Consider the following 22,137-nt stretch of genomic DNA (forward strand, 5'->3'; position numbering starts at 1 on the left):
TTTTCGTTTGCGTGAAGTCGCCGCAACGGTGTGCGTCAGAGCTTGCCGTTGCGCTGCTGGATCATCATGAACGTGTCATAGGTGTATTCGGCCAGCTGCATCCACAGATAGCCTTCCTTCTTGAAAGCCACCTGGTCCTCGTAGATCTTCTTGAACCACTCGTTCTTGGCGCTGATATCGGCATAGACTTCCTTGGCCGCATTGAAGCAGGCCTCCAGGATCTCCTGGCTGAAGGGCCGAAGGATCGTGCCCTGGGCGACGAGCTGCTTGATGGCGACCGGGTTCTTGATGTCGTATTTCGCCATCATGTTGGTGTTGGCAAAGGCGCAGGCATCCTGCAGCACCGCCTGATAGGATTTCGGCAGCCCCTCGAACTTTTCCTTGTTGACGAAGGCGTGGATGACCGGGCCGCCTTCCCAGAAAGCCGGATAGTAATAATACTTGGCGACCTTGTAGAAGCCGAGCTTCTGGTCGTCATAGGGGCCGACCCATTCGGCGGCATCGATCGTGCCTTTTTCCAGCGCCGGATAGATGTCGCCGCCGGCAATCTGCTGCGGCACGACGCCAAGCTTTTCGACGACGCGGCCGGCGAGACCGGCAATGCGCATCTTCACGCCCTTGAAGTCATCGACCGTGTTGATTTCCTTGCGGAACCAGCCGCCCATCTGCACGCCGGTATTGCCGGCGATGAAGCCCTGCAGGCCATGGGTGGCATAGAATTGGTTGAGCAGCGTATTGCCATTGCCTTCATAGAACCAGGAATTGGTCAGGCGGGCATTGAGCCCGAAGGGAATGGCCGTGCCGATGGCAAAGGTCGGATCCTTGCCGACATAATAGTAGGAGCAGGTGTGGCACATTTCGACGGTGCCGGCAGACACGGCGTCAGCCGCCTGCAGCCCCGGCACGATTTCACCGCCGGCAAAGGTCTGGATGGTGAAATTGCCGTCGGTTGCCGCGGAGACATGCTTTGCAATGTCTTCGGCGCCGCCATAGATCGTGTCCAGAGATTTCGGGAACGATGACGTAAGACGCCAGGTGATCTTCGGCATCGATTGCGCAAGGGCCGGAGCCGCAAGCCCCACCGCGCCGGCAGCGCCAGCCCCGGTCACAGCCGCTTTCTTGAAGAATGAACGACGATCCATGAATATCCTCCCAGTGTTGACAGCCCGGGAAGGTCCATTCTCCCCCGTTTCCCGGCCCTGAGCGAAGTAAACATGGCAGACTAGGCCTTGCAAGGCGCAAGCTAATATTCATGCGTAGCAGACCTGTCGAAACGCCCGAGACTTTCGTCTAATAAGACGTCTGCGACAGAACCTGTCCGGCTTTCGCGAAAGGCAGCAAGCCGAAGCTGGCGCGCAGATGCGCCTGAGTTGTGCGCCTGACTTGTGCGCTTGACTTGCACCATGCGCCGGATCAAGAACGCGAGCGACAGTCCTGCCGGAGACAGACCCCATGCCGTTCATCGCCATTCCCGCCGACATCCGCAGCTTTGACAACACCATCTGGCATGGCGTTCAGCGGCAATATGTCGATGCGGCCGTCAAGGTCTCCGGCGCCGTTCCGATGCTCATCCCGGCGCTGGAAGATGGCCATGACATCGACGGCGTGCTCGACCGGGTGGATGGCGTACTGATTTCAGGCTCTGCCAGCAATGTGCATCCCTCGCTCTACGGCCGTGAGGCGACCGATGCCGATGGGCCTTTCGATCCGGCACGCGATGCAACCTCGCTGCCGCTCATCCGGCGCGCCATCGAACGCGGCATTCCGCTGCTGGCAATCTGCCGCGGCATTCAGGAGCTGAACGTCGCCCTTGGCGGTACGCTCGCCAGCGAAATCCAGGAACAGCCGGGTATCTGGGACCACCGCAAACCGCCGGTCGAAAGCCGCGACGAGATGTATTCGATCCGCCAGCCGGTGTTCGTGCGCGACGGCTCGTGCATTGCCAATCATCTCGGCCTGTCGGGCGAGGTGCAGGTGAACTCGCTGCATCGCCAGGCAATCGCGCAGACGGCGCCATCGCTGCAGGTGGAGGCCGTGGCAGAGGATGGCACGATCGAGGCAGTGTCGGTCATCGATGCCAAAGGCTTTGCGATCGGCGTGCAATGGCATCCGGAATACTGGGCCGAGACGGACAGCCCGTCGCGCGCCCTGTTTGAAGCCTTCGGCGAGGCGGTGCGGACTTACGCCCGCAACCGTTGAGGTCATCCCTTAACGGGCGTTTCCGGCACCGGCGTGAGCACCTTGCGCTCCCTGAACCATCCGACCAGATTGTCGACGACGAGATCGGCCATGTCATTGCGCGTCGGCACGGAGGCCGAGGCGACATGCGGCAGCAGGCAGGCATTGTCGAGGTCGAACAGGCCTGAAGGAACGCGCGGCTCGTCATAGAAGACATCGAGACCGGCAGCGGCGATCACCTTGTTCTTCAGCGCGTCGATCAGCGCCTCCTCATCGACACTGGTGCCGCGGCCGACATTGATGAACACGCCATTTGCGCCCAATGCTGCAAGCACGTCGGCATTGATGATCTTGTGCGTTTCGGGCGTGGCCGGAATGATCGAGATCAGCGTATCCACCGATGTCGCCAGCTCCATCAGCGAGGCCGCATAGGTATAGGGCACGTCCTTGCGTTCGGTGCGGGTGTGATAGCTGATCTTCACCTTGAACGGCTCCAGCCGCTTGGCGATCTCGAGACCAATGCGACCGAGGCCGAGAAGGCCGACATGACGGTTTTTCAGGGAGAGCGGCGTCAGCGCGAACGGGCCTTCCTTTTCCCAGCGGCCCGCGCGCAGATAGGTTTCCGCCACCGGCAGGCGGCGCACGGTGTTGATGAGGAGGCCGATCGTCGTATCAGCCACTTCATCGTTGAGGACGTCTGGCGTATTGGTCACGATGACACCCTTGGTCGCGGCATGCTTGGCATCGACGCCATCATAGCCGACGCCGAAATTCGAGATGATGTCGAGGTTCGGGAGCTTGTCGATCCACTCCGCGCGCATGCCGTTCAAGGTTGCGACGCCACGGATCTTCTCCAGCGTTTCGGCAGGCAGGTCCAGCTCTGCGCCGGCAGTCGTCTGCACCACGTCGAAGGCGGCGTTCAGCCGCTCGAGCGCGCGGGGATGCATACGGCCCGGAATGAGCACGGTGGTCTTCTGTTCGGTCATCGGCTTAAATCCTGTCTCTGTCAGGCACGAGGGTGATGCGGGCTGGTGGACTGGCGGATGCGCATTTCCGGCTTGATCAGATGGATCCCATCCGGGTCATGGCTGCCGGCCAGGCGATCGAGCAGAGCGCGGGCGGCAAGCCGGCCGACCTCCGTCTGGCCGTTCCACACGGTGGTGAGCGCAGGCGTGGCGATGGAGGCTTCCTCCAGGTCGTCATATCCGGTCACCGAAATATCCTGCCCCGGCACGAGCCCGGCACGGGCAATGCCGTTCATCAACCCGATGGCCACGAGATCGTTCCAGCAGACGGCGGCCGTCGGCTTCTGCGGCAGCGAGAGAAAATGCACCGCCGCCTCAAACCCGCCCTGCTTGGAGCGCGGGCCCGGAATGCGCAGGTTCGGATCCACCTCGATACCGGCCTTGCGCAGCGCATTGACATAGCCCTGATAGCGGTCGCGACCGGTCGAGGTCTGGTCGGTGCCGCCGATCATCGCAATGGTGCGGTGGCCAAGCCCGATCAGGTGATTGGTCGCCAGGGAAATGCCGTAGCTGTCGTCGCCGCGATAGGTCGGCAGATCGACGCCGTCCATCGAGCGGGCAACCAGAATGGCCGGCATGCCGTTGGCTTCGGCGAGCTTCACATCCTCGATCGGCGTGCCGATGGCCGGCGACATGATGACGCCATCGCCGCCGAGCTGCAGCAGCGTCTCGATGAAGGTGCGCTGCTTCTCCACCGAATCATAATGATTGGACAGGATGAAGGTGTGGCGGCTGCGATCCAGCTCGCTTTCGATGGCTTTCAGGATTTCGCCGTAAAAAGGGTTCATGATGTCATGCACGACGACACCGATAATGCCCGAGCGCGAGGTGCGAAGGCTTGCGGCGCGCCGGTTGTAGATATAGCCAAGCGCGCGGGCCTGATCCTTGATCTTTTCGCGCGTGTCGATGGCAACCAGCGGGCTGTCGCGCAAGGCGAGCGATATGGTGGCCGTCGAAAGACCGAGACTTTCTGCGATGGTGGACAGCTTGACCTTTTGAACCACGACCCCTCCCCTGGCGGATTCGCCTGCCGATTTAAACTATTTAAACATTTTAATTGCGGCAGGCAATCTTTTGTCACAATCGACTTTCGTTTCAGTCCTCATCATCTCCCGTGACCTGCCCATGCAGGTTCCGATCCAGCGCCTTCAACAGCTTGATGAGGGTGCGGATCTCCTTGTCGGAGAAATCGCGCAAGGCCGCGGCACTGCTGTCGGCCAGCGCCTGCTGGATGGCTTGAACGCTGTCTTGCCCAGTCGGCGTCAGATAGACCTTGATCAGCCGTCCGTCGGCGCTGTCGGCTTTGCGCTCCACGAAGCCCTGCGCCTCCATGCGCCCGATCGTGCGCGTCATCGTCGGGGCCTTGACGGCAAGCTGCTGGGCGAGCTGCCCGGGCGTCAGCCCCGGCGCCTGCGATAACTGCAGGATCACGCCGTCCTGGCCGGCATATAGGCCTGCCTGCGCCAGTTCCTGGGAAAGCGTTGTGCGCAGCGAACGGGCCGCCTGGGTCAAAACCGGCGCAAGCTCGGCCAGCGAGGCGAGATCCTTCTTGCGGGCCGCTTTATCCTTCTTCTCGTCCTTTTTATCGCCCTTCTTTTTGGCCATTGGCTCCGTCCGGGTTTCCCACCTCGATCACAACCGTTATAGACGGTGCGCGACCATCCATAGCGAAAGCAGGAGGTTACCGCCAGATGCCGCTGCCGACACCACGCTTCAACCACAATGACCGCAGCCTTGCGCCGGAGGCGCGCGCCGACTGGATCGCCGTTCTGCCGCTGGGCGCCCACGAGCAGCACGGTCCGCACCTGCCGTTTGATACCGACAGCCTGATTGCGGGCGGACTTGTCGAACGCCTCATCAAACAAAAGCCGGCGGACCTGCCCGTCACCTTCCTGCCCGTCGAGCGCATCGGCTATTCGCTCGAACATATGGATGTGGAGGGCAGCCGCACGCTGACCTTTGCCCAAGCGATCAACCGCTGGCTGACGATTGCCGAAAGCCTGAGCGACATCGGCATCCGCAAATTCGTCATGCTGAACGCCCATGGCGGCAATTCCCCGCTGATGACGGTGGTGGCGACCGAAGCGCGGGTGAAACTCAACATGCTGGCCGTTGCCACCAGCTGGACACGTTTTGGCCAGCCGGACGGGTGGATTTCGTCTGCCGACAAGGCGATCGACATCCACGGCGGCGATATCGAAACCTCGGTCATGCTGGCGCTGTACCCTGAGCGCGTGGATATGCAAAAGGCGGCCGCCTTCTCCTCGCGCCAGAGCGAATTTGCCGCCAACTTCCGCCATCTGCGCGCCTATGGACCCCATGCCTTCGGCTGGAAGATGTCCGATCTCAACCGTTCCGGCGTAGCCGGCAATGCGGCAGCGGCCACGGCCGAACGCGGCGAGGCCCTGCTTTCCCATGCGGTGAACGGCATTCTGGAACTGCTCGACGACGTGCATCGGTTTGACATGTCGGATTTTGCCTGATCTTGCAGGGGGATGCGCCAGGGATTACATTTCTGGCACACCGGAGATCATGGCCATGCAGATATCCGTCAGAGATGCGCAGGAAAACCTCGAGCAGGTCCTTGATCGCATGGAGCGCGGCGAGGACATCGTGCTGACACGCGAAGGCAGAACGGTTGCCCGGATCGTTCCGGCACAGCATGAGACGAGCCGGGAAGGGCGCCGCGCGGCACTCGGCAGGGTCAGAGCCATGGCGCCGCCGAAGAAACCTGGTGGGCCTGGCGCCGATAGAAGCCATGACGATCTCTACGACGAGGACGGGCTTCCCGCTTGATCGTCGTCGATACATCGGCATTGATGGCAATCATCCTCGATGAACCGTCAGCCGATTCTTGCACTGCCGTGCTCGAAGATCCGACCCAGCGCCTTCTTCTTTCCGCCGGCACCTTGCTGGAGGTCTATGTCGTGGCAGCCCGCAAGAACTGCCGGCCAGGATTGGATGCCTTGCTCGCCGCCATTCCGTTCGACATCATCACCGTCACTGCCAGCCGCGCTGAGATGGCAGCGGCCGCGTACCGGCGCTTCGGCAAGGGATTTCACAAGGCCGGGCTCAATTTCGGCGATTGCTTTGCCTATGGGCTGGCACGTGAACTGGACTGCCCGCTGCTTTTCGTCGGCGGTGATTTTGCGCGCACCGATATCGTTCCGGCGCGGGCTGAAGCATGATGTGATCTTATAACATACAAAAGCCTTTGAACTGCCGGACCCAAGGCCTTATATGCTCCCCAACCGTTGTCGCTCCGCCCCATGAGCGCCCATCTCCGGAGGTTTTTATGGCCGATACCGCAATCACCAAGCCCATTCCCGTCACCGTTCTCACCGGCTATCTCGGCGCCGGCAAAACGACGCTGCTCAACCGCATCCTCACCGAAAGCCATGGCAAGAAATATGCCGTCATCGTCAACGAGTTCGGCGAGATCGGCATCGACAACGACCTCATCGTCGAATCCGACGAGGAAATCTACGAGATGAACAATGGCTGCATCTGCTGCACCGTGCGCGGAGACCTCATCCGCGTGGTGGAAGGCCTGATGCGCCGCCCCGGCCGGTTTGATGGCATCATCGTGGAAACGACGGGCCTTGCCGATCCGGTGCCGGTGGCACAGACCTTCTTCATGGACGATGACGTGCGCGCCAAGACCGAGCTTGATGCGGTCGTCGCACTGGTCGATGCAAAGCACCTGCCGCTTCGCCTGAAGGACAGCCGCGAAGCCGAAGACCAGATCGCCTTTGCCGATGTCGTCGTCGTCAACAAGACCGATCTGGTGACACCGGACGAACTGGCGGTGATCGAGGATATCGTTCGCGCCATCAACCCGACGGCGCGCATCTACAAGACGACCCGTTCCGGCGTCGATCTGGCTCGCGTGCTGGACCAGGGCGCCTTCAACCTGGAACGGGCACTGGAAAACGATCCGCATTTCCTCGAGCATGGCCACGAGGATCATGTCTGCGGTCCCGATTGCGATCATCACCACCATGATCATGGCCACGACCATCATCACCACGGACATGATCACGATCACCATCATCATGACCACCATGACCATGATCACCACGATCATGACCATCACGGGCATGCCGTGGCATCGGCCATTCATGACGTCACGGTGAAATCCATTTCGCTGCGCGGCGGCGAGATGAACCCGGAGCGCTTCTTCCCGTGGATCCAGAAGATTACCCAGACGCAAGGCCCGAATATCCTGCGTTTGAAGGGCATCATCGCCTTCAAGGGTGATGCCGAGCGCTACGTGGTGCAGGGCGTCCACATGATCGTCGAGGGCGATCACCAGCGCGCCTGGAAGGACGGCGAAAAGCGCGAAAGCCGCCTCGTCTTCATCGGCCGCGAGCTTGATCGCGAAAAGATCGAGCAGAGCTTCCTCGCCTGCCAGGCAACGGCCTGATCCCTCAACCGGCGTGAACCGGCCTTTGGCCGCGTCACGCCGGACACGCAAGATCTCCACCAGAAAGACTGCCTGATGCCCACCGTCGCCCCTCTCGATCTCGATGGACATGTCGTCGCCGCGCATTTTCTCGGCGATGTTCCCTTCTTTGCCACCGCTGCCGGCGAAATCCGCCGGCTGGATGGCGGCGAGAAGGTAACGCAAGCCCATGACGGGCTTCTGACCTGCATCCGCGATCCGTTCAGCGTCAGCCTGATCACCGGCGGCGAAGACGGAAAGGTGATGCGCATCGCAGCCGATGGCAGCGCAAGCCTTGTGGCGGAAGCGCCGCGCAAGTGGATTTCGGTCGTTGCCGGCGGCCCGCAGGGCGCAGTTGCCTACGGCCTTGGAAAATCGACCGCCGTCGTTCTTGCGGACGGCACGACCAAGGAATTTGGCGAGGAACGCACGGTCGAGGCACTGGCATTTGCGCCAAAGGGCCTGCGCATCGCGGCTGCCCGCTATAATGGCGTATCGCTGCATTGGGTGGCGACAGCCTCGGCCCCGGTCGATCTCGACTGGAAGGGTGCCCATAACGGCGTGACCTTTTCACCCGACGGCAAGTTCCTCGTCACCCAGATGCAGGAGAATGCCCTGCACGGCTGGAAGCTGGACGGCAAGCCCGGCGAGGCGCGCCACATGCGCATGACGGGCTACCCCTCCAAGGTCAAATCGCTGTCCTGGTCGGCCAAGGGCAAATGGCTTGCCTCGTCCGGCGCACCGGCCGCCATCGTCTGGCCGTTTTCCGGCAAGGACGGCCCGATGGGCAAGGCACCGCTGGAGCTTGGCACGCGCGCCAACATCATGGCCACCTGCGTGGCCTTTCATCCGGTCGAAGAGGTGCTGGCCATCGGCTTCATCGATGGCATGATTCTCGGCGTGAGGGTTGGCGACGGCAAGGAAGCCCTGCTGCGCCGTCCCGGCAAGGGGGCGATCACCGCAATGAGCTGGAGCGGCAATGGCAAGCTTGTCGCCTTCGGCTCGGATGCCGGCGATTGCGGCATCATCGACATTTCTGCGTAATCAGCGCTGAGACCGTGCGCCCTCTTCAGGGCGCGTAGATCATCTTGCGGGTCATGCCGCCGTCCAGCGTCAGCACCTGCCCTGTCATGAAGCCGGCTCCCGTCAGGTAAAGCACGGCTTGGGCAATATCCTGCGCCTGTCCGACACGGCCGACCGGATGCTGGCTATGGTCCTGCGGGCGAAGATCGTCGTCGCCGGCAATCCAGCCGGGCGCAATGGCATTGACGCGGATCCTGGGGCCAAGACTGACGGCAAGCGCATGCGTCAGCGCCACCAGCCCACCCTTTGAGGCGGCATAGGCTTCCGTCTGCGGCTCCGACATGAAGGCGCGGGTGGAGGCCATGTTGATGATGTTCGCCCCTTCCCGCATCAGGGGAACGGCGGCACGCACCATCAGGAAGGCCGCGGTCAGATGACTATCCGTCACCCGGCGCCAGTCCTCCAGCGACAAGGTCTCGATCGGTCCATTGACGGGGCCGGCAATGCCGGCATTGTTGACGAGGAGATCGAGACGATCCCAGCCAAGCTCGGCAAAGGCGCCGGCAACGGAGGCTTCGTCGCCGACATCGCAGAAGACATGCGTCACGCCCTGATCCTGCAGGTCCTGCGGGGTATCCTTCATGTCGAAGGACGCAACCGTCCAGCCGGCATCGATCAGAAGCCGGCAGATTCCTGTGCCGATGAGGCCGGCACCGCCTGTGATAATGGCTTTGTTCATGCCCAAGGAGATAGGAATGTCGCGGCATTCGTCCAGCCCGGACAGATGCCGCGGGCCAGATCCTGATGAAGCCTCAAAGCCATTCGCGACCGTCTGCGCCGGCCTGGCAGCCATAGGGTGGCAGCATGTTGCCGAAGGTCACGTGCAGCCGGTCGCATCCCCATTTGCGCAAGGGGCCGGGCATGCGGCTGTTGATCTCGATGCCGCTCTCATTATACGGGCTGTCCGTATTGGTGACATAGCTATACCAGCGGCTGCCGATAACGCCGGCAAAGCCGATAGCCAGAATGAGGACGAGGCGGATGATTCTCATAACAACGGTCTTTCTTTCTCGCACAGGTGCATAACCTGCAGTGTGCAGGCTTTACGACTGCATCGGGCGCCGCCGTTAGACCGAAGAGCGGTTAACAAAACGTATCGCGACTGCGTGATCGCCTTCAGGCTGCCGCCTTGATGATCCCGGCCAGCAGGTCGTGCAGGCGGTCGCGGTAGCCATTGGCGGCCGAGGGCGAATCGGCCTGCGAGGTCATCGTCACGGTGAGCCCGCGCGACGGCACGATGTAGAGCATCTGCCCGCCATAGCCCCAGGCAAATCGCACATCCTCACCCCCGATGCGCTTCAGGAACCAGCCATAGCCATAACCGTCGCCGGAATAGCGGGAACTAGTGCGCGGCTGGAACGAGGTCTGGACCCAGTTTTCCGGCACCACCTGCACTCCCTCCGCGGTTCGCCCGCCGCGCCGGTAAACCTCGCCAAAGGCATGCAGCGAGCGCGCCGTCATCGCCATCTGGTTGCCGCCGAGATAAATTCCCTGCCGGTCGCGATCCCAGGCGCCGATGCGAAAGCCGTTGATTGGCGCAAACCATGCGCGCGCCAGGGCAAGCGTCGACGTCTTGCCGACGCGGGTGAGGATGGCGGAGAGAAGATGCGTTGAGGCGGTGGAATAAAGCATGGATCCGCCGGGGTCCTGAACAAAATCCTGCGCCAGCGCAAAGCGCACCCAGTTGCGGCTCGCGACAAAGCGCCCGTAATTGGGACCGGACAAGGGGTCGAGCCCCGACTGCATGGACAGCAGGTGGCCGATGGTTACCCTTGCCAGGCGCGGATCGGGATCGGCGGGAAGATCCGCCTTCAGGATGGGGGCAATCGGCTGGTCCGGCCCCTCCAGCAGGCCCTTGCCGATGGCAATGCCGATCATTGCAGAGATGATCGATTTCGAGGCGGACTTGATGTTGGTCGAGGTGTCCGGCGAGGCGCCGTGATAGCCGCGGGCGGCCAGCTGCTGCCCCGCCTTCGACACGATCACGGCCTTGAGCGGTGCCAGTTGCGCAGCGCGCGACAAGACATCGGACAGGGAGGCATCCGGCTCGGTCTGGGCCGAAGGCTCGGATGCCGCGGGAGGCTCATCCTCGCTCTGAGCACGCGCAGTAAGTCCTGACAAGAGAAGGGGAACTGCTGCGATAAACTGGCGGCGATCAATCATGATGATGGAGATAGGGCCCCGCCGGCCCACGGACCATGGTGGGCGGGGCCGACTCACGGCGTTGTGAGGCCCCTCCTCGATACGCCGCCGCATCCTGGAGTGAAACGGAAACGGGAACCGATGCGCCCCGCGTACCGGCTCCCGTCCTTCCCCTCAGGCCGAAGCTACCTGCCACGGTGCCGGATGCCCCCATCCGGACGATGCTTCAACCCAGGTGGCTCGTGACCGCCTTAGAAGCGGTAAGTCACACCGGCGCCGACCAGCCACGGATCGAGCTTGGCCTTGCCGGCAATCGGGGTGCCGCCCATGTCGGCGCTCCATTTCGTGTCGAGAAACAGCTTCTTGGCATCGACGTTCAGACCCCAATGCTCGTCGAACATATAGTCGAAGCCAACCTGCAGGGCGGCGCCGACATGCGAATCGACCTTCAGGTTGCTGAAGCCGGGTTGCGTGCTCTCGTTATAGAAGAAGGTGTAGTTCACGCCCGCACCGACATAGGGCTTGAAGGCGCCAAAATCGGTAAAGTGATATTGCAGTGTGAGTGTCGGCGGCAGGATCCAGGTCTTGCCGACATTGACGCCAGCAAGCGAACCGGCCCCGGTAATCCGCGAACTGGTCGTGCCCAGGATGAGCTCGGCGGCAATATTGTCGGTGAAGAAATAGCTGATATCGAGTTCCGGCGTGACCGAGTTCGAATAATTGAGATCAGAACCTGCGACGCCGTTCACAGAACCCTTGTCATTCGGGATGACGCCCAGTGCGCGCACGCGAACCTGCCACGGGCTTTTTGCCGATACCGCATCGGCGGCAACCGGTGCCGGGGTATTCTGGGCCATATCGGCAGCCTGTACGGCGCCGGACAGAACGACCGTTGCAGTTCCCAGAAGGGCTGCTATGGCGGCTGCGTTCCTCATCATGTCATTCTCCTTGCGACATCGTCTTTTGATGCTGCAAGCCTATCGACACCGGCAGATCACGCCGTTGATCCTGATCAAGCGGACCTGACGATGATCAAGTCCGCAGCGGTTTTACGGCAAAAAAGTGTTCATGGAGTTGATAGATGCTCATGAAAAAGCCCCTTCCCGGGTGGATCCGGGAAGGGGCTGACTGGAGCTTTCAAAGAGGAGGCGGTCAGGCGGCGCGGCGCTCGATCGGGCGCGTCAGCTTGACGCCGCTCGCCGTCAGCATGCCGGCGGCGCCATCGAGCCAGCCGGTCTTCAGCTCAAGGCCGAGGAAGCGCTCGCGCTGGAAGGGGCCGGGCATGATCAGGTGCTTGGCCTTGTCGGCGAAGAAGCCGAACCGCTCGTAATAGGGCGCATCGCCGACCAGCAGGATGGCGCCGTGGCCGCGGGCATGGGCTTCAGCAATCGCGGCGCGCATCAGGGCGCCACCGATTCCCTTGCCCTCATGGGCTGAATCGACGGCGAGCGGGCCAAGCAGCAGCACATCCACCGGCGCGCCATCGCGACCGACGCCGGCCTCGACGTTCCACAGCCGCACGGTGCCGATCACATGACCGTCACGATCGCGCGCAACCAGGGCCAGCCCCTGCGCCGGCACACGGCCACGGCGCAGCTTTTCCGACGACTTCTTGCGCCGGTCAGCGCCCATGGCGCGATCGAGCAGGTTTTCGCGGGCCACGACGTCTGCCGGGGTTTCCTCGGAAATAACGAAAGCATTTGGCGCAAGGAATGCGCGCACAGCATCAAGAACAGCGGCCATCTTGGCCTCCGAAGCTCAAAACCGGTCTAAACGGCTCAAAAAATCAGGGTGAATGCGGCTCCGACACAACAGCCGGAGCCTGCAAGATCAGATCACATAGGCCTTCAGCGGATCAAAGCCGTTAAAGGCAACCGCCGAATAGGTCGTCGTGTAGGCACCGGTGCCCTCGATCAGAACCTCGTCGCCGATCGAAAGCGTGAGCGGCAACGGATACATGTTCTTCTCGTACAGCACGTCGGCCGAATCGCAGGTCGGGCCGGCCAGCACGCAGGGCTCCATCTCGTCGCCGTCCCGCTCGGTGCGGATCGGATAGCGGATGGCCTCGTCCATGGTTTCGGCGAGACCGCCGAACTTGCCGATGTCGAGGAAGACCCATCGGTGTGCGTCATTGTCCGACTTGCGCGAGACGAGAATGACTTCCGCCTTGATCACGCCGGCATTGCCGACCATGCCGCGGCCCGGCTCGATGATGGTCTTGGGCAGGCTGTTGCCGAAATGCTTGCGCAGGGCGGCAAAGATGGCCTGGCCATAGGCCTCGGCAGAGGGCACGTCACGCAGGTACTTGGTCGGAAAACCACCGCCCATGTTGACCATCTGCAGGTAGATGCCCTGCTTGGCGAGCTGCGCGAAGACGCGCTTGGCATCGGCAAGGGCTGCATCCCAGGCATCGACCTTGGTCATCTGCGAACCGACATGGAAGGAGACGCCGTAGGATTCCAGACCCAGCTGGTGGGCATAGACCAGAACGTCGACCGCCATCTGCGGAACGCAGCCGAACTTGCGCGACAGCGGCCATTCGGCGCCTTCGCCATCGGTCAGAACGCGGCAGAACACGCGGGCGCCGGGGGCTGCACGGGCAACCTTTTCGACTTCCTCGTGGCTGTCGACGGCAAAGAGACCGACGCCCAGCTCGAAGGCGCGCGCAATATCGCGCTCCTTCTTGATGGTGTTGCCGAACGAGATGCGGTCAGCCGTTGCACCGGCGCCGAGCGCCATCTGGATTTCGGCAACCGAAGCGCAGTCGAAGCTCGAGCCCATGGAGGCGAGCAGCTTCAGGATTTCCGGTTCCGGATTGGCCTTGACGGCATAGTAGATGGCGCTGTCCGGCAGAGCGTGGCGGAACGCCTTGAAATTGTCGCGCACGACATCGAGGTCGACGACAAGGCAAGGGCCTTCCGGGCGTTCGGTGCGCAGGAAGTCGCGGATGCGAGCAGTGGTCATGGTCAGTCCCTTCCATATCTCAAGGCTCCGGCTTGCGAACCGGAGGACAAAGGACGAATGAACATGCGCCGGGAACCAGTCGGTGGAGACACCGATTCCCTGACACGCTCAAACGCGCGGTAAGTGGAACAACGCTCTGCCAAGAACGATGATCCGGCTTTGTCTGCCATGGATTGGAGGGAAAACCCTACCGCACTTCCGGCAATGATGGTGTGCCTCTTCAGTAACCCCGGCTGTTGGAAAGCCGGGAGAGAACAAAAAGGCCCGCACCGTCGTTGCTTCAGATGTCCTCGCATTTCCCGGATGGCCGGAATAGCGACTGGAGGGGTTAATTCCAGGTACCTTACCGATGACCTCACCAAATAGAGGGTCGGCGGACACCCATGGGCACGTGCGACTTTGGGCTGACCGGGAAATAAGAACATTCGCATTCATAATCAAGAGATTTTTTCGGCTGCCTCGCAAATTTCACATTGCAGGAGGAAGGCTCGAACGCCACGGTAAACGTGGGGGCAAAAAAGGATGATCGTGTGGATACTCTGACGCGCATGCGTGCATTCATCGACGTGGTGGAAGCCGAGGGATTCTCAGCCGCCGCAAGGCGCACCGGACGCTCCAAGGCGCTGCTGTCCAAATATGTGCGCGAACTGGAAGACGACCTGGGCGCCCTGCTTTTGAACCGCACGACGCGCCAGTTCTCCATGACGGAAGCCGGGCATACCTATTTTCGCACCGCAGCGGACATCCTGAAGGAAATCGACAACCTCGCCGACCTGGTGCGCGAGAACAATGCGGACCTCAAGGGGCGCCTGCGCATTTCCGTGCCGCGCACCTTCATGGATGCCGATGTCGGGCAATCGCTGATCGACTTTGCAAAAAGCCATCCGGACGTGTCGCTGGATATCGTTGCCGAAGACCGATTCGTCGACCTGATCGAGGAGAGCTTTGATCTTGCCATCCGAATCACCAAGCTCGAAGATTCCGGCATGATTGCCCGCAAGCTTTCCGATTTCCGCGTCTACGCCTGTGCCACCGCCGAATATGTGGCGCGATTCGGCCCCCTTGCCCATCCGCAGGACCTTGTCGGCAAGCCGGTCATCATCGACACCAACCTGCGCTCCCACAACAGCATCCGCTTCCAGGCGCCCGATGGCACGGTGTTTTCGGTGCCGGTCTCCGGGTCCATTGAGGTCAACAGCCCGCAGGGCACGGTCAGAGCCGCCCGCGCCGGCCTCGGCGTTGCCATGGTGCCGGATTTCATTGCCCTTCCCTATATCCGCTCCGGCGAACTGGTCTCGCTGTTTGACGATTACATCCCCACCGATCGCGGCATCTATGCCGTCTATCCGCATCGGCGCTACCTGCCGGCCAAGGTGCGCAGCTTCGTGGATTTCCTCTCCGCCTGGTTCCGCCAGCAGCCGTAAGCGCCTTGTGATCTCGGCGCTGATTGACTGAAGCCGAAATTCCGTCCCATTTGCGCGACACACCGCAGAAACGACGGGCGACGGGATTTTGGTCATGACCTTCAAAAAGTGGCTTGCGGCCACTCTCTTTCTTCTGGCGCCTTTTCCGGCCCTTGCGCATCCGCACATCTTTGTCGAAGCGCGGCTGGAAGTGCTGGCGGCCGATGACGGCACCGTTTCGGAACTGCGCAATGTCTGGCGGTTCGACGAGTTGTTCTCCTCGAGCGTGCTCCTGGACTTCGACAAGAACACCGATCTGAAGCTCGACGAACACGAACTTGCGGATCTCGGCGAAGTCATGCGCACCTCGCTCAAGGATTTCCACTATTTCACGACCATCACGCAGAACGGCAAGACGATCCCGATTGCGCCGCCGGACGTGATCCACGTCACCTACAAGGACCAGCAGGTGATGGTGTTCTTTGCGGTAAAACCACAGGAACCCCTGCGGCTGAAGGGTCGCATGACGTTCGGCATCTACGACCCCTCCCTCTATACGGCGATCGATTTCCCGACCGATGGCGATCTCGTGCCGGAAGGCAAGGCGTTTGCGGCCTGCCAGCACAAGGTGGTGCGGCCGGACCCGGACGAGGTCATCGCGCAGAACAAGACGAGCCTGACGGATGCCTTCTTCAACGATCCGAGCGGGACAGACATGACTAAGCTGTTTGCAACGCGCCTGGAGGTGACATGCTGAAACGCAGCCTTCCCCTTGCCCTCCTGATGACACTCGGCGTCGTTGCGCTGGCCCATGCGCAGTCTCCTCTCGGTGTCGGCTCGGCGGAACCCTCATTCAACACGGCAGGCTACCTCGGCCCCTTCTTCGGCTTCATCAACAGCTACCAGCAGAGTTTCTACCGGGCGCTCACCGGCGCCCTGAAAGCCATGCGGCAGGATCCCTGGGCGGTAAAGGGGCTGGTGGCGCTGTCCTTTGCCTACGGCGTCTTCCACGCAGCCGGCCCCGGCCACGGCAAGGCGGTGATCTCCTCCTACATGATCGCCAACGAGACGGCGCTGAAGCGCGGCATTGCCATTTCACTGGTCTCGGCCCTGTTGCAGGGCGTCGTGGCCATCGGTCTGGTGGCCGCGGCCTATGTGTTGCTGCGCGGCAGCGGCATCACCATGACGCGCGCCACGCAGGCCATGGAAGTGGCAAGCTTTGCCATGCTCGTTCTCTTCGGCGGCTGGCTGCTTGGCCGCAAGCTCTATGCGCTTCGCCCGCGCCGCTCGTCGCTGCCGATCTTTGCCGGCGCAAGTCCAGCCTCCGGGCCGACGGGCCTTTCGTTTCGCGCAACGGAAGTGGGCCACGACCATGATCAGCTTGCAGCGGGCGATTACTGCATGGATTGCGGACAGATGCACCTGCCCGATCCGCAAGCCATCGGCGGGCGCGATTTCAGCCTGCACGAAGCCTGGTCGGCCATTATCGCCGTCGGGCTTCGCCCCTGTTCCGGCGCCATCCTGGTGATGAGTTTTTCGCTGTTGAACGGGCTTTATCTCGGCGGCGCGCTGTCGGTGCTGTTCATGTCGCTCGGCACGGCGATTACCGTATCGCTGCTGGCGCTGATGGCGGTTTCAGCCAAGGATCTGGCCGTGCGCTATGTCGGGAAGGGATCACGCACCGCCGGCCGCATCACCAACGGCATCGAGATCGTCGGGGCGCTGTTCATTCTGCTGATGGGCCTGTCGCTGCTCGGGGCGGCCCTCCAGGCCTGACCCCCAGCACGTCAGTTCTGGTCGCGACCGCGCTGATGGCGGGCGCGCAGCCAGAAAATCAGGAAGAAGGACAGGACGGCCAGAGCGCCAAATCCTGCCGCAAGCCAGGGCGAAAACTGTGAAAGCCACAGCACGATGCTCGGCATGACCAGAAACAACAGCGTGAAGCCGAGGAAGATGATGGCCGCGGCAATGGCCGGTGAACGGGCCTTGCCCCCGCTCACGCCCTCACCGCCTGAAGCGCTGCCCGGATATCTTCCAGCCGCTCCTTCTGGTGGCCGTGATCGTCAAAATTCTCCGGGCGCAGCCAAGCCTGAAAGGCTTCGGCCAGCAGCGGCCATTCGCTATCGATCATCGAGAACCAGGCCGTATCGCGATTGGCGCCCTTGGACACCATGTGCTGGCGGAACACGCCCTCGAAGGTGAACCCGTAGCGAACCGCGGTCCTCTTGCTCGGCTCGTTTTCGTTGTGGCACTTCCACTCGTAGCGGCGATAGCCCAGGTCCTCGAATACATGGCGCGCCATCAGGTAATGCGCCTCGGTGGAAAGCGGCGAACGCTTCATGGCCGCGCCATGGGCCACCGAGCCGACCTCGATGACACCGTTTGCCGGATCGGGCCGCATATAGCTTGCCATGCCGACCACCTCGCCATCCTCCTTGTCGCGGAAGACGAGCGTGATGAGGTTGCCGGCACGGTTCATGCCCTCCAGCCAGTCGGCAAATTCATCCGGCCCGCTGTAAAGCTTGTTCGGAAAATAGCGGATGAGGTCGTTGAGGCCCTCGTCGCCGCCCAAAGCCTCCCACAGCGTCTGAAGATGCACGGCCCGCTCATAGGGCTCGGCAATGACATAAAGGCCCTCGAGCCGCACCGGCTGGGGCGCCGGGCAGCCGTTGAAATTTTTAAGATCACGCATCAAATATCCCCTCACCTGCCAAGAGAATTAAGCGAGGGCGCGGCCAAAGGCAATCGCCGCCTTGGGCCACCGCACCGCAATTCGCAGGCAGGCTGTCAAAGCGAAACCTTTGCCGAGGAAACCGTCGCCTCGATATGATCGACGAGCGGATCGGGCAGTTTCAGGCGACCGGCCAGAAGATCGAGATAGCCGCGCTCGACGCGCGTATCGGGATCGATGGCAAGCCGCGAGGCGGTGTAGATCTCCACCCGCTGCTCCTCGGTGCGGCCCGCGGCCACCAGCGCATCGAGATCGATCGGATCGGCCAGTTCCTGCGCGATAAAGGCTTCCGCCTCGGCCTCGAGATCCACGGCATGCACCTTGTCCATGATGCGCTGCCGCTCGGTTGCATCGATATGCCCGTCCGCCTTCGCGGCAGCGATCATGGCGCGCAGGAGGGTGAGCGCAAAATCATTGCTGAGGCTGGGCGAGTGGACGCTGAAGGGCGAATCGGCCGGCGGCTCGATGACGGGGGCATCGGGAGCCACGCCTTCCGGCGTCTTGCCGGACTGGTAATTGCGATAGGCAAGATAGCCAAGGCCCGCAATGGCGGCCACGCCGCCGACGGCTGCGACATTGCCGGCAAGCTTGCGGCCGGTCTTGGTGCCGAGAAGGGCGGCGGCGAGCGCGCCCGCCTTCATCGGGTTGTTGCGCGCAAGGTCTGTGACCTGACCGGCCTTCCCCTGCAAGGTGCCCGAAAGGCCGGGAACCTTGGATCCGAGGAACTGGTCAAGAAGCTTCTTGGCGTCGAACATGAACAAACTCTCCCTGTTGTTTCACAGGGAGAGATAGGACGGGTGCGGCGTTTTACAAACGCGCGCGGCTGCAATCAGGCCTTCAGCGCCGATGCTTCCGATGCCAATGTCGTGATGCCAGCCCAATCGCCGGCGGCCACGAGCTCCTTCGGGGCAACCCAGGAGCCGCCGACGCACACGACATTCGGCAGCGACAGGTAATCGCGGGCGTTCTTGAGCGAAATGCCGCCAGTCGGGCAGAACACGGTGCCGGCGAGCGGCGAAGAGAGCGCCTTCAGATAGGCGGCGCCACCAGCCTGTTCGGCGGGGAAGAATTTCAGGACGTCATAACCGGCTTCGCGCAGCGTCATCACTTCGCTGGCGGTCGCAGCACCCGGCAGGAGCGGCACGGAGGAGCCCTTGGCAGCAGACAGCACGCCCGGGGCGACGCCGGGGCTGACGATGAAGGTGGAGCCCGCTGCAACGGCGGCATCGAAATCGCGCCCGTTGAGAATGGTGCCTGCCCCCACATGGGCGCCCTCGACCTCGGCCGCAACCGCCTTGACCGCATCAAGCGCTGCCGGCGTGCGCATGGTGATCTCGATCGCCTTCAGGCCCCCGGCGACCAGCGCGCGGGCCAGATGAACGGCAGAGGCCGCATCATCGACGATCAGGACCGGCACGACCGGTTGCAGCTTCAGGATGGCAAGCAGGGCTTGGCTCTTGGCGTTCATGAGGACCTCCCGGACAGGACGGATTGAAACGATTGAAACTCGAAGCTGAGATAGCGCGCGCCACGGGCAGTGTCGAGAAAAAACGGACCTTTGCCCGCCTTTCGCCTCTGGTCGCATGCAAGGCTTTGCAATAGTTTAGAAAAGCCGACACGAACACGGGAATGGGCATGGCCACGGAAATCGAGCGGAAGTTTCTTGTCACAAGCGAGGACTGGCGGGCAGCGGCAAGCACAAGCGCTGCCTATCTGCAGGCCTATGTCGCCATCGGCGAGGACCGCAGCGTCCGGGTGCGGCTGATCGATGAACAGAGTGCCCGCCTCACCATCAAGATCGGTCGCGGCACGCTGGCGCGCGACGAATACGAATACGATATTCCGGTGGCGGATGCGCAGGAACTGGTGGGGGCGGCGATCGGAACTGTGATCGAAAAGACCCGCTATCTCGTGCCGCATGCCGGCTTCACCTGGGAAGTGGATGTGTTTACTGGCTTCTACCATGGCCTTGTCGTGGCCGAGGTGGAGCTGAGGAGCGAGGCGGATGACCCGCCGCTGCCACCGTGGATCGGCGCGGAAGTGACCGGCGACCGTCGCTATTCCAATATGGTGATGGCGACAGAAGATCTGTCGGGAGAGCTGCCGCATGGCCTTTCGCATTCGCCCCTCTGAACCGTTCGACGCGGAATTCCGCCGGGTCGCCGAAAGCCAGTTGCGTCAGGCGATTGCCGTGCTGCGCGACCAGCCGGACGGAGAGCACCCCGCCATTCACGCCGCCCGCAAGCGCTTCAAGCGGCTTCGGGCGCTCTACCGCCTGGTCGCATCGGACGCCAAGGCGTTCAGCCGCCGCGAAAACGACCGCATGCGCGACATCGGCCGCAGCCTGTCCAGCGTGCGGGATGCCACGGCGCTGATCGAGACCGTCGACTATCTGGCAGGGCTTGCGGTGTCGCCGGAAGAAATTGCCGCGCTCGGCTTTGCCTCGCAAGCGCTGATCGACCGGCGCGACCGCATTGCCGCTGCCGAAACGGACCGGGCGCAGACGATCGACCAAGCGATAGCGGCTTGCGAGGAGGCAATCGCCGCGCTTGATATGCTGGACCTTCCGCGCGGCGAGGGCCGCACGGCACGGCGGCTGAAGCGTGCCTTCACCAAGCATGGACGAAAGACCAAGGCTGCCCTTGCCGCCTGCCGGCTGGCGCCTGATGCCGAGGCTTTTCACGACCTGCGCAAATGCGGGCAGACCGGCTGGATGTATCTGACGCTGTTTGCCGATCTCTATCCCTCAGCACTCGGTGCTCTGAAGCGCGAGACAAAGCAGCTTGTCGACCTGCTTGGCCATGAACACGATCTGAGCGTCCTGACGCAGACCATCAACGAAAGCCCTGAACTCTTCGGGGATGGCGATACATTGGCGCTGCTGCTCGGCGCCATCATCACACGCCAGCAGGCGATCCGCGAAGAAGCTCTGGCGCGCGCAGGCACTGTCGTCGCCGATCACCCGAAACGCGAAGGCCGCATTATCGGGCGGCTCTGGCTGGAGGCGGCAGAAGCATTGTCCTGATACGGCCTTCTGCCGTGCTTCTGTGGATGATAAGCGCTCCTCTTTCACTGAGCGCTGAAAGAGCCTTGCCCTTCCCCGGCGGGGCCACTTGCTTTTTCGCACGCCCGCTTGACAAAAGGCAAACGATGTCGGTTTTGCGGAAATCCGTTGCGTTGCAGCGCCGGAGGCAGTATTTCGCCAGACATCATGACAGATCTTCACGCCACCGCCGCCGGGCCGCATTCCGGCTCTTTCCTTGTTGCCGCGCTCTATCATTTTGCGCGCTTCGACCAGTGCGAGACGATGCGCGCACCGCTGCAGGCGCTGTGCGACGACAATGGCGTGAAGGGCACGCTGCTTCTGGCGCATGAAGGCATCAACGGCACGATTGCCGGACCCGATGAGGGCATTGCCCGCGTGCTGGCCTATCTGCGCGCGCTTCCAGGCTTTGCAAATCTCGAGCACAAGGAAAGCCGGGCCTCGAAAATGCCCTTCCTGCGCATGAAGGTGCGGCTGAAGAAAGAAATCGTCACCATGGGCGTCGAGAATATCGATCCCAACAAGATCGTCGGCACCTATGTGGAGCCGAAGGACTGGAATGACCTGATTTCCGATCCCGAGACGATCGTCATCGATACCCGCAACGACTACGAGACGGCCATCGGCATCTTCAAGGGTGCCGTCGACCCGAAGACGAAGACGTTTCGCGAGTTTCCCGACTGGGTGAAGAACAATACCGGCCTGCACAACAAGCCGAAGATCGCCATGTACTGCACCGGCGGCATCCGCTGCGAGAAGGCCACCGCCTTCATGAAGGAACAGGGCTTTGACGAGGTCTATCACCTCAAAGGCGGCATCCTCAAATATCTGGAAACCGTGCCGGAAGAGGAAAGCCTGTGGGAGGGCGCCTGTTTCGTGTTCGACGAGCGCGTCTCGGTCACGCACGGCCTGAAGGAAGGCGACCACAAGCTCTGCCATGCCTGCCGCGAGCCCATTACCCCGGATGTCCGGCTATCGCCGAAATTCGAGGAAGGCGTGTCCTGCCCGCATTGCTATGATACGCGCACCGAAGCCGACCGCGACCGCTATCGCCAGCGCCAGCTGCAGATCGAACTTGCCCGCAAACGCGGCGCAAAACATCTCGGCAGCTGATCCTTCCTTAG

The 22,137-nt window shown here is 62.1% G+C and carries 26 protein-coding genes; 12 read left to right on the forward strand and 14 right to left on the reverse strand.

The genetic code is table 11. The features are described 5' to 3' along the window. Positions 1-35: 35 nt before the first annotated feature. Complete coding sequence (locus ACEXP3_RS07495) at positions 36-1,142, reverse strand: TRAP transporter substrate-binding protein (protein ID WP_210105536.1); 1,107 nt, start codon at positions 1,140-1,142, stop codon at positions 36-38. Between the two features lie 310 nt (positions 1,143-1,452). Between ACEXP3_RS07495 and ACEXP3_RS07500 the strand changes: the two genes are divergently transcribed. Further along, positions 1,453-2,199 (forward strand): gamma-glutamyl-gamma-aminobutyrate hydrolase family protein, encoded by a 747-nt coding sequence (locus tag ACEXP3_RS07500; protein ID WP_377296686.1) that lies wholly within the window; start codon positions 1,453-1,455, stop codon positions 2,197-2,199. 2 nt (positions 2,200-2,201) lie between these two features. Here the strand turns inward: ACEXP3_RS07500 and ACEXP3_RS07505 are convergent, their stop codons facing one another. The 3 genes from ACEXP3_RS07505 to ACEXP3_RS07515 all read right to left on the reverse strand — a co-directional run bounded on the left by ACEXP3_RS07505 (position 2,202) and on the right by ACEXP3_RS07515 (position 4,808). Then, positions 2,202-3,164: a 2-hydroxyacid dehydrogenase gene (locus ACEXP3_RS07505; RefSeq protein ID WP_377296687.1), complete on the reverse strand. Its 963-nt coding sequence runs from the start codon at positions 3,162-3,164 to the stop codon at positions 2,202-2,204. 20 nt (positions 3,165-3,184) lie between these two features. Next, positions 3,185-4,207, reverse strand: coding sequence for a LacI family DNA-binding transcriptional regulator (locus tag ACEXP3_RS07510; protein ID WP_210105533.1), 1,023 nt, complete (start codon positions 4,205-4,207; stop codon positions 3,185-3,187). A 91-nt stretch (positions 4,208-4,298) separates the two neighbouring features. Next, positions 4,299-4,808 carry a MarR family winged helix-turn-helix transcriptional regulator gene (locus tag ACEXP3_RS07515; protein ID WP_377296688.1) on the reverse strand — a complete coding sequence of 170 codons (510 nt, stop codon included), beginning with the start codon at positions 4,806-4,808 and terminating at the stop codon, positions 4,299-4,301. Between the two features lie 86 nt (positions 4,809-4,894). Here ACEXP3_RS07515 and ACEXP3_RS07520 point away from each other — a divergent pair, with 86 nt between their 5' ends. The 5 genes from ACEXP3_RS07520 to ACEXP3_RS07540 all read left to right on the forward strand — a co-directional run bounded on the left by ACEXP3_RS07520 (position 4,895) and on the right by ACEXP3_RS07540 (position 8,691). Next, positions 4,895-5,686: a creatininase family protein gene (locus ACEXP3_RS07520; protein WP_377296689.1), complete on the forward strand. Its 792-nt coding sequence runs from the start codon at positions 4,895-4,897 to the stop codon at positions 5,684-5,686. A gap of 55 nt (positions 5,687-5,741) precedes the next feature. Continuing rightward, positions 5,742-5,999 (forward strand): type II toxin-antitoxin system Phd/YefM family antitoxin, encoded by a 258-nt coding sequence (locus ACEXP3_RS07525; RefSeq protein WP_377296690.1) that lies wholly within the window; start codon positions 5,742-5,744, stop codon positions 5,997-5,999. After that, a complete protein-coding gene (locus tag ACEXP3_RS07530) occupies positions 5,996-6,391 on the forward strand; it encodes a type II toxin-antitoxin system VapC family toxin (protein WP_377296691.1) in 396 nt (131 codons plus the stop codon). Before ACEXP3_RS07525 ends, ACEXP3_RS07530 begins: the two co-directional genes overlap by 4 nt. Positions 6,392-6,498: 107 nt before the next feature. Next, positions 6,499-7,629, forward strand: a complete 1,131-nt coding sequence (locus tag ACEXP3_RS07535; RefSeq protein WP_377296692.1) for a CobW family GTP-binding protein — start codon at positions 6,499-6,501, stop codon at positions 7,627-7,629. Between the two features lie 75 nt (positions 7,630-7,704). Next, on the forward strand, positions 7,705-8,691 hold the full coding sequence (locus tag ACEXP3_RS07540) for a WD40 repeat domain-containing protein (protein ID WP_377296693.1): 987 nt from the start codon (positions 7,705-7,707) through the stop codon (positions 8,689-8,691). 25 nt (positions 8,692-8,716) lie between these two features. Here ACEXP3_RS07540 and ACEXP3_RS07545 read toward each other — a convergent pair whose 3' ends face one another. The 6 genes from ACEXP3_RS07545 to odc2 form a co-directional block, all read right to left on the reverse strand. Then, positions 8,717-9,409: an SDR family oxidoreductase gene (locus tag ACEXP3_RS07545; RefSeq protein WP_377296694.1), complete on the reverse strand. Its 693-nt coding sequence runs from the start codon at positions 9,407-9,409 to the stop codon at positions 8,717-8,719. A 73-nt stretch (positions 9,410-9,482) separates the two neighbouring features. Then, positions 9,483-9,722, reverse strand: coding sequence for a hypothetical protein (locus ACEXP3_RS07550; protein WP_377296695.1), 240 nt, complete (start codon positions 9,720-9,722; stop codon positions 9,483-9,485). A 124-nt stretch (positions 9,723-9,846) separates the two neighbouring features. Further along, on the reverse strand, positions 9,847-10,893 hold the full coding sequence (locus tag ACEXP3_RS07555; protein ID WP_377296696.1) for a serine hydrolase domain-containing protein: 1,047 nt from the start codon (positions 10,891-10,893) through the stop codon (positions 9,847-9,849). 230 nt (positions 10,894-11,123) lie between these two features. Beyond that, positions 11,124-11,807, reverse strand: a complete 684-nt coding sequence (locus ACEXP3_RS07560) for an OmpW/AlkL family protein (protein ID WP_377296900.1) — start codon at positions 11,805-11,807, stop codon at positions 11,124-11,126. A gap of 217 nt (positions 11,808-12,024) precedes the next feature. Further along, positions 12,025-12,615: a GNAT family N-acetyltransferase gene (locus tag ACEXP3_RS07565; RefSeq protein ID WP_377296697.1), complete on the reverse strand. Its 591-nt coding sequence runs from the start codon at positions 12,613-12,615 to the stop codon at positions 12,025-12,027. 87 nt (positions 12,616-12,702) lie between these two features. Continuing rightward, a complete protein-coding gene (gene odc2 / locus ACEXP3_RS07570) occupies positions 12,703-13,836 on the reverse strand; it encodes an ornithine/lysine decarboxylase (RefSeq protein ID WP_210105521.1) in 1,134 nt (377 codons plus the stop codon). A gap of 530 nt (positions 13,837-14,366) precedes the next feature. Here odc2 and ACEXP3_RS07575 point away from each other — a divergent pair. The 3 genes from ACEXP3_RS07575 (at position 14,367) to ACEXP3_RS07585 (ending at position 17,015) form a co-directional block, all read left to right on the forward strand. Continuing rightward, positions 14,367-15,260 (forward strand): LysR family transcriptional regulator, encoded by an 894-nt coding sequence (locus tag ACEXP3_RS07575; protein ID WP_210105520.1) that lies wholly within the window; start codon positions 14,367-14,369, stop codon positions 15,258-15,260. 94 nt (positions 15,261-15,354) lie between these two features. Beyond that, positions 15,355-15,996 carry a DUF1007 family protein gene (locus tag ACEXP3_RS07580; protein WP_377296698.1) on the forward strand — a complete coding sequence of 214 codons (642 nt, stop codon included), beginning with the start codon at positions 15,355-15,357 and terminating at the stop codon, positions 15,994-15,996. Continuing rightward, positions 15,990-17,015, forward strand: a complete 1,026-nt coding sequence (locus tag ACEXP3_RS07585; RefSeq protein WP_377296699.1) for a nickel/cobalt transporter — start codon at positions 15,990-15,992, stop codon at positions 17,013-17,015. Before ACEXP3_RS07580 ends, ACEXP3_RS07585 begins: the two co-directional genes overlap by 7 nt. An 11-nt stretch (positions 17,016-17,026) precedes the next feature. Here the strand turns inward: ACEXP3_RS07585 and ACEXP3_RS07590 are convergent, their stop codons facing one another. The 4 genes from ACEXP3_RS07590 to ACEXP3_RS07605 form a co-directional block, all read right to left on the reverse strand. Beyond that, positions 17,027-17,239 (reverse strand): hypothetical protein, encoded by a 213-nt coding sequence (locus ACEXP3_RS07590; RefSeq protein ID WP_210105517.1) that lies wholly within the window; start codon positions 17,237-17,239, stop codon positions 17,027-17,029. Beyond that, complete coding sequence (locus ACEXP3_RS07595) at positions 17,236-17,931, reverse strand: GNAT family N-acetyltransferase (RefSeq protein ID WP_377296701.1); 696 nt, start codon at positions 17,929-17,931, stop codon at positions 17,236-17,238. Before ACEXP3_RS07595 ends, ACEXP3_RS07590 begins: the two co-directional genes overlap by 4 nt. Before the next feature lie 95 nt (positions 17,932-18,026). Then, positions 18,027-18,725: a tellurite resistance TerB family protein gene (locus ACEXP3_RS07600; protein WP_377296702.1), complete on the reverse strand. Its 699-nt coding sequence runs from the start codon at positions 18,723-18,725 to the stop codon at positions 18,027-18,029. Between the two features lie 74 nt (positions 18,726-18,799). Beyond that, a complete protein-coding gene (locus tag ACEXP3_RS07605; RefSeq protein WP_210105514.1) occupies positions 18,800-19,438 on the reverse strand; it encodes a 2-dehydro-3-deoxy-phosphogluconate aldolase in 639 nt (212 codons plus the stop codon). A gap of 167 nt (positions 19,439-19,605) precedes the next feature. On the opposite strand from ACEXP3_RS07605, the gene ACEXP3_RS07610 reads away from it, so the two are divergent. From ACEXP3_RS07610 to trhO, 3 genes are all read left to right on the forward strand, one after another. Beyond that, complete coding sequence (locus ACEXP3_RS07610; RefSeq protein WP_210105513.1) at positions 19,606-20,103, forward strand: CYTH domain-containing protein; 498 nt, start codon at positions 19,606-19,608, stop codon at positions 20,101-20,103. Continuing rightward, positions 20,078-20,995, forward strand: a complete 918-nt coding sequence (locus ACEXP3_RS07615; protein ID WP_377296704.1) for a CHAD domain-containing protein — start codon at positions 20,078-20,080, stop codon at positions 20,993-20,995. Before ACEXP3_RS07610 ends, ACEXP3_RS07615 begins: the two co-directional genes overlap by 26 nt. A gap of 186 nt (positions 20,996-21,181) precedes the next feature. Beyond that, positions 21,182-22,126 carry an oxygen-dependent tRNA uridine(34) hydroxylase TrhO gene (gene trhO, locus ACEXP3_RS07620; protein WP_377296706.1) on the forward strand — a complete coding sequence of 315 codons (945 nt, stop codon included), beginning with the start codon at positions 21,182-21,184 and terminating at the stop codon, positions 22,124-22,126. The last annotated feature ends 11 nt before the right edge of the window (positions 22,127-22,137 follow it).

This window comes from Neorhizobium fuzhouense (genome assembly GCF_042611105.1).
GTDB classification, from domain to species: Bacteria; Pseudomonadota; Alphaproteobacteria; order Rhizobiales; family Rhizobiaceae; genus Neorhizobium; species Neorhizobium galegae_A.

Bases quoted from the DNA above. Each gene is read 5' to 3' on its own strand.
- ACEXP3_RS07495 (WP_210105536.1), bottom strand. From the start codon at position 1,142: ATGGATCGTCGTTCATTCTTCAAGAAAGCGGCTGTGACCGGGGCTGGC.
- ACEXP3_RS07500 (WP_377296686.1), top strand. From the start codon at position 1,453: ATGCCGTTCATCGCCATTCCCGCCGACATCCGCAGCTTTGACAACACC.
- ACEXP3_RS07505 (WP_377296687.1), bottom strand. From the start codon at position 3,164: ATGACCGAACAGAAGACCACCGTGCTCATTCCGGGCCGTATGCATCCC.
- ACEXP3_RS07515 (WP_377296688.1), bottom strand. From the start codon at position 4,808: ATGGCCAAAAAGAAGGGCGATAAAAAGGACGAGAAGAAGGATAAAGCG.
- ACEXP3_RS07520 (WP_377296689.1), top strand. From the start codon at position 4,895: ATGCCGCTGCCGACACCACGCTTCAACCACAATGACCGCAGCCTTGCG.
- ACEXP3_RS07525 (WP_377296690.1), top strand. From the start codon at position 5,742: ATGCAGATATCCGTCAGAGATGCGCAGGAAAACCTCGAGCAGGTCCTT.
- ACEXP3_RS07535 (WP_377296692.1), top strand. From the start codon at position 6,499: ATGGCCGATACCGCAATCACCAAGCCCATTCCCGTCACCGTTCTCACC.
- ACEXP3_RS07540 (WP_377296693.1), top strand. From the start codon at position 7,705: ATGCCCACCGTCGCCCCTCTCGATCTCGATGGACATGTCGTCGCCGCG.
- ACEXP3_RS07545 (WP_377296694.1), bottom strand. From the start codon at position 9,409: ATGAACAAAGCCATTATCACAGGCGGTGCCGGCCTCATCGGCACAGGA.
- ACEXP3_RS07550 (WP_377296695.1), bottom strand. From the start codon at position 9,722: ATGAGAATCATCCGCCTCGTCCTCATTCTGGCTATCGGCTTTGCCGGC.
- ACEXP3_RS07555 (WP_377296696.1), bottom strand. From the start codon at position 10,893: ATGATTGATCGCCGCCAGTTTATCGCAGCAGTTCCCCTTCTCTTGTCA.
- ACEXP3_RS07560 (WP_377296900.1), bottom strand. From the start codon at position 11,807: ATGAGGAACGCAGCCGCCATAGCAGCCCTTCTGGGAACTGCAACGGTC.
- ACEXP3_RS07565 (WP_377296697.1), bottom strand. From the start codon at position 12,615: ATGGCCGCTGTTCTTGATGCTGTGCGCGCATTCCTTGCGCCAAATGCT.
- odc2 (WP_210105521.1), bottom strand. From the start codon at position 13,836: ATGACCACTGCTCGCATCCGCGACTTCCTGCGCACCGAACGCCCGGAA.
- ACEXP3_RS07580 (WP_377296698.1), top strand. From the start codon at position 15,355: ATGACCTTCAAAAAGTGGCTTGCGGCCACTCTCTTTCTTCTGGCGCCT.
- ACEXP3_RS07585 (WP_377296699.1), top strand. From the start codon at position 15,990: ATGCTGAAACGCAGCCTTCCCCTTGCCCTCCTGATGACACTCGGCGTC.
- ACEXP3_RS07595 (WP_377296701.1), bottom strand. From the start codon at position 17,931: ATGCGTGATCTTAAAAATTTCAACGGCTGCCCGGCGCCCCAGCCGGTG.
- ACEXP3_RS07600 (WP_377296702.1), bottom strand. From the start codon at position 18,725: ATGTTCGACGCCAAGAAGCTTCTTGACCAGTTCCTCGGATCCAAGGTT.
- ACEXP3_RS07605 (WP_210105514.1), bottom strand. From the start codon at position 19,438: ATGAACGCCAAGAGCCAAGCCCTGCTTGCCATCCTGAAGCTGCAACCG.
- ACEXP3_RS07610 (WP_210105513.1), top strand. From the start codon at position 19,606: ATGGCCACGGAAATCGAGCGGAAGTTTCTTGTCACAAGCGAGGACTGG.
- ACEXP3_RS07615 (WP_377296704.1), top strand. From the start codon at position 20,078: ATGGCCTTTCGCATTCGCCCCTCTGAACCGTTCGACGCGGAATTCCGC.
- trhO (WP_377296706.1), top strand. From the start codon at position 21,182: ATGACAGATCTTCACGCCACCGCCGCCGGGCCGCATTCCGGCTCTTTC.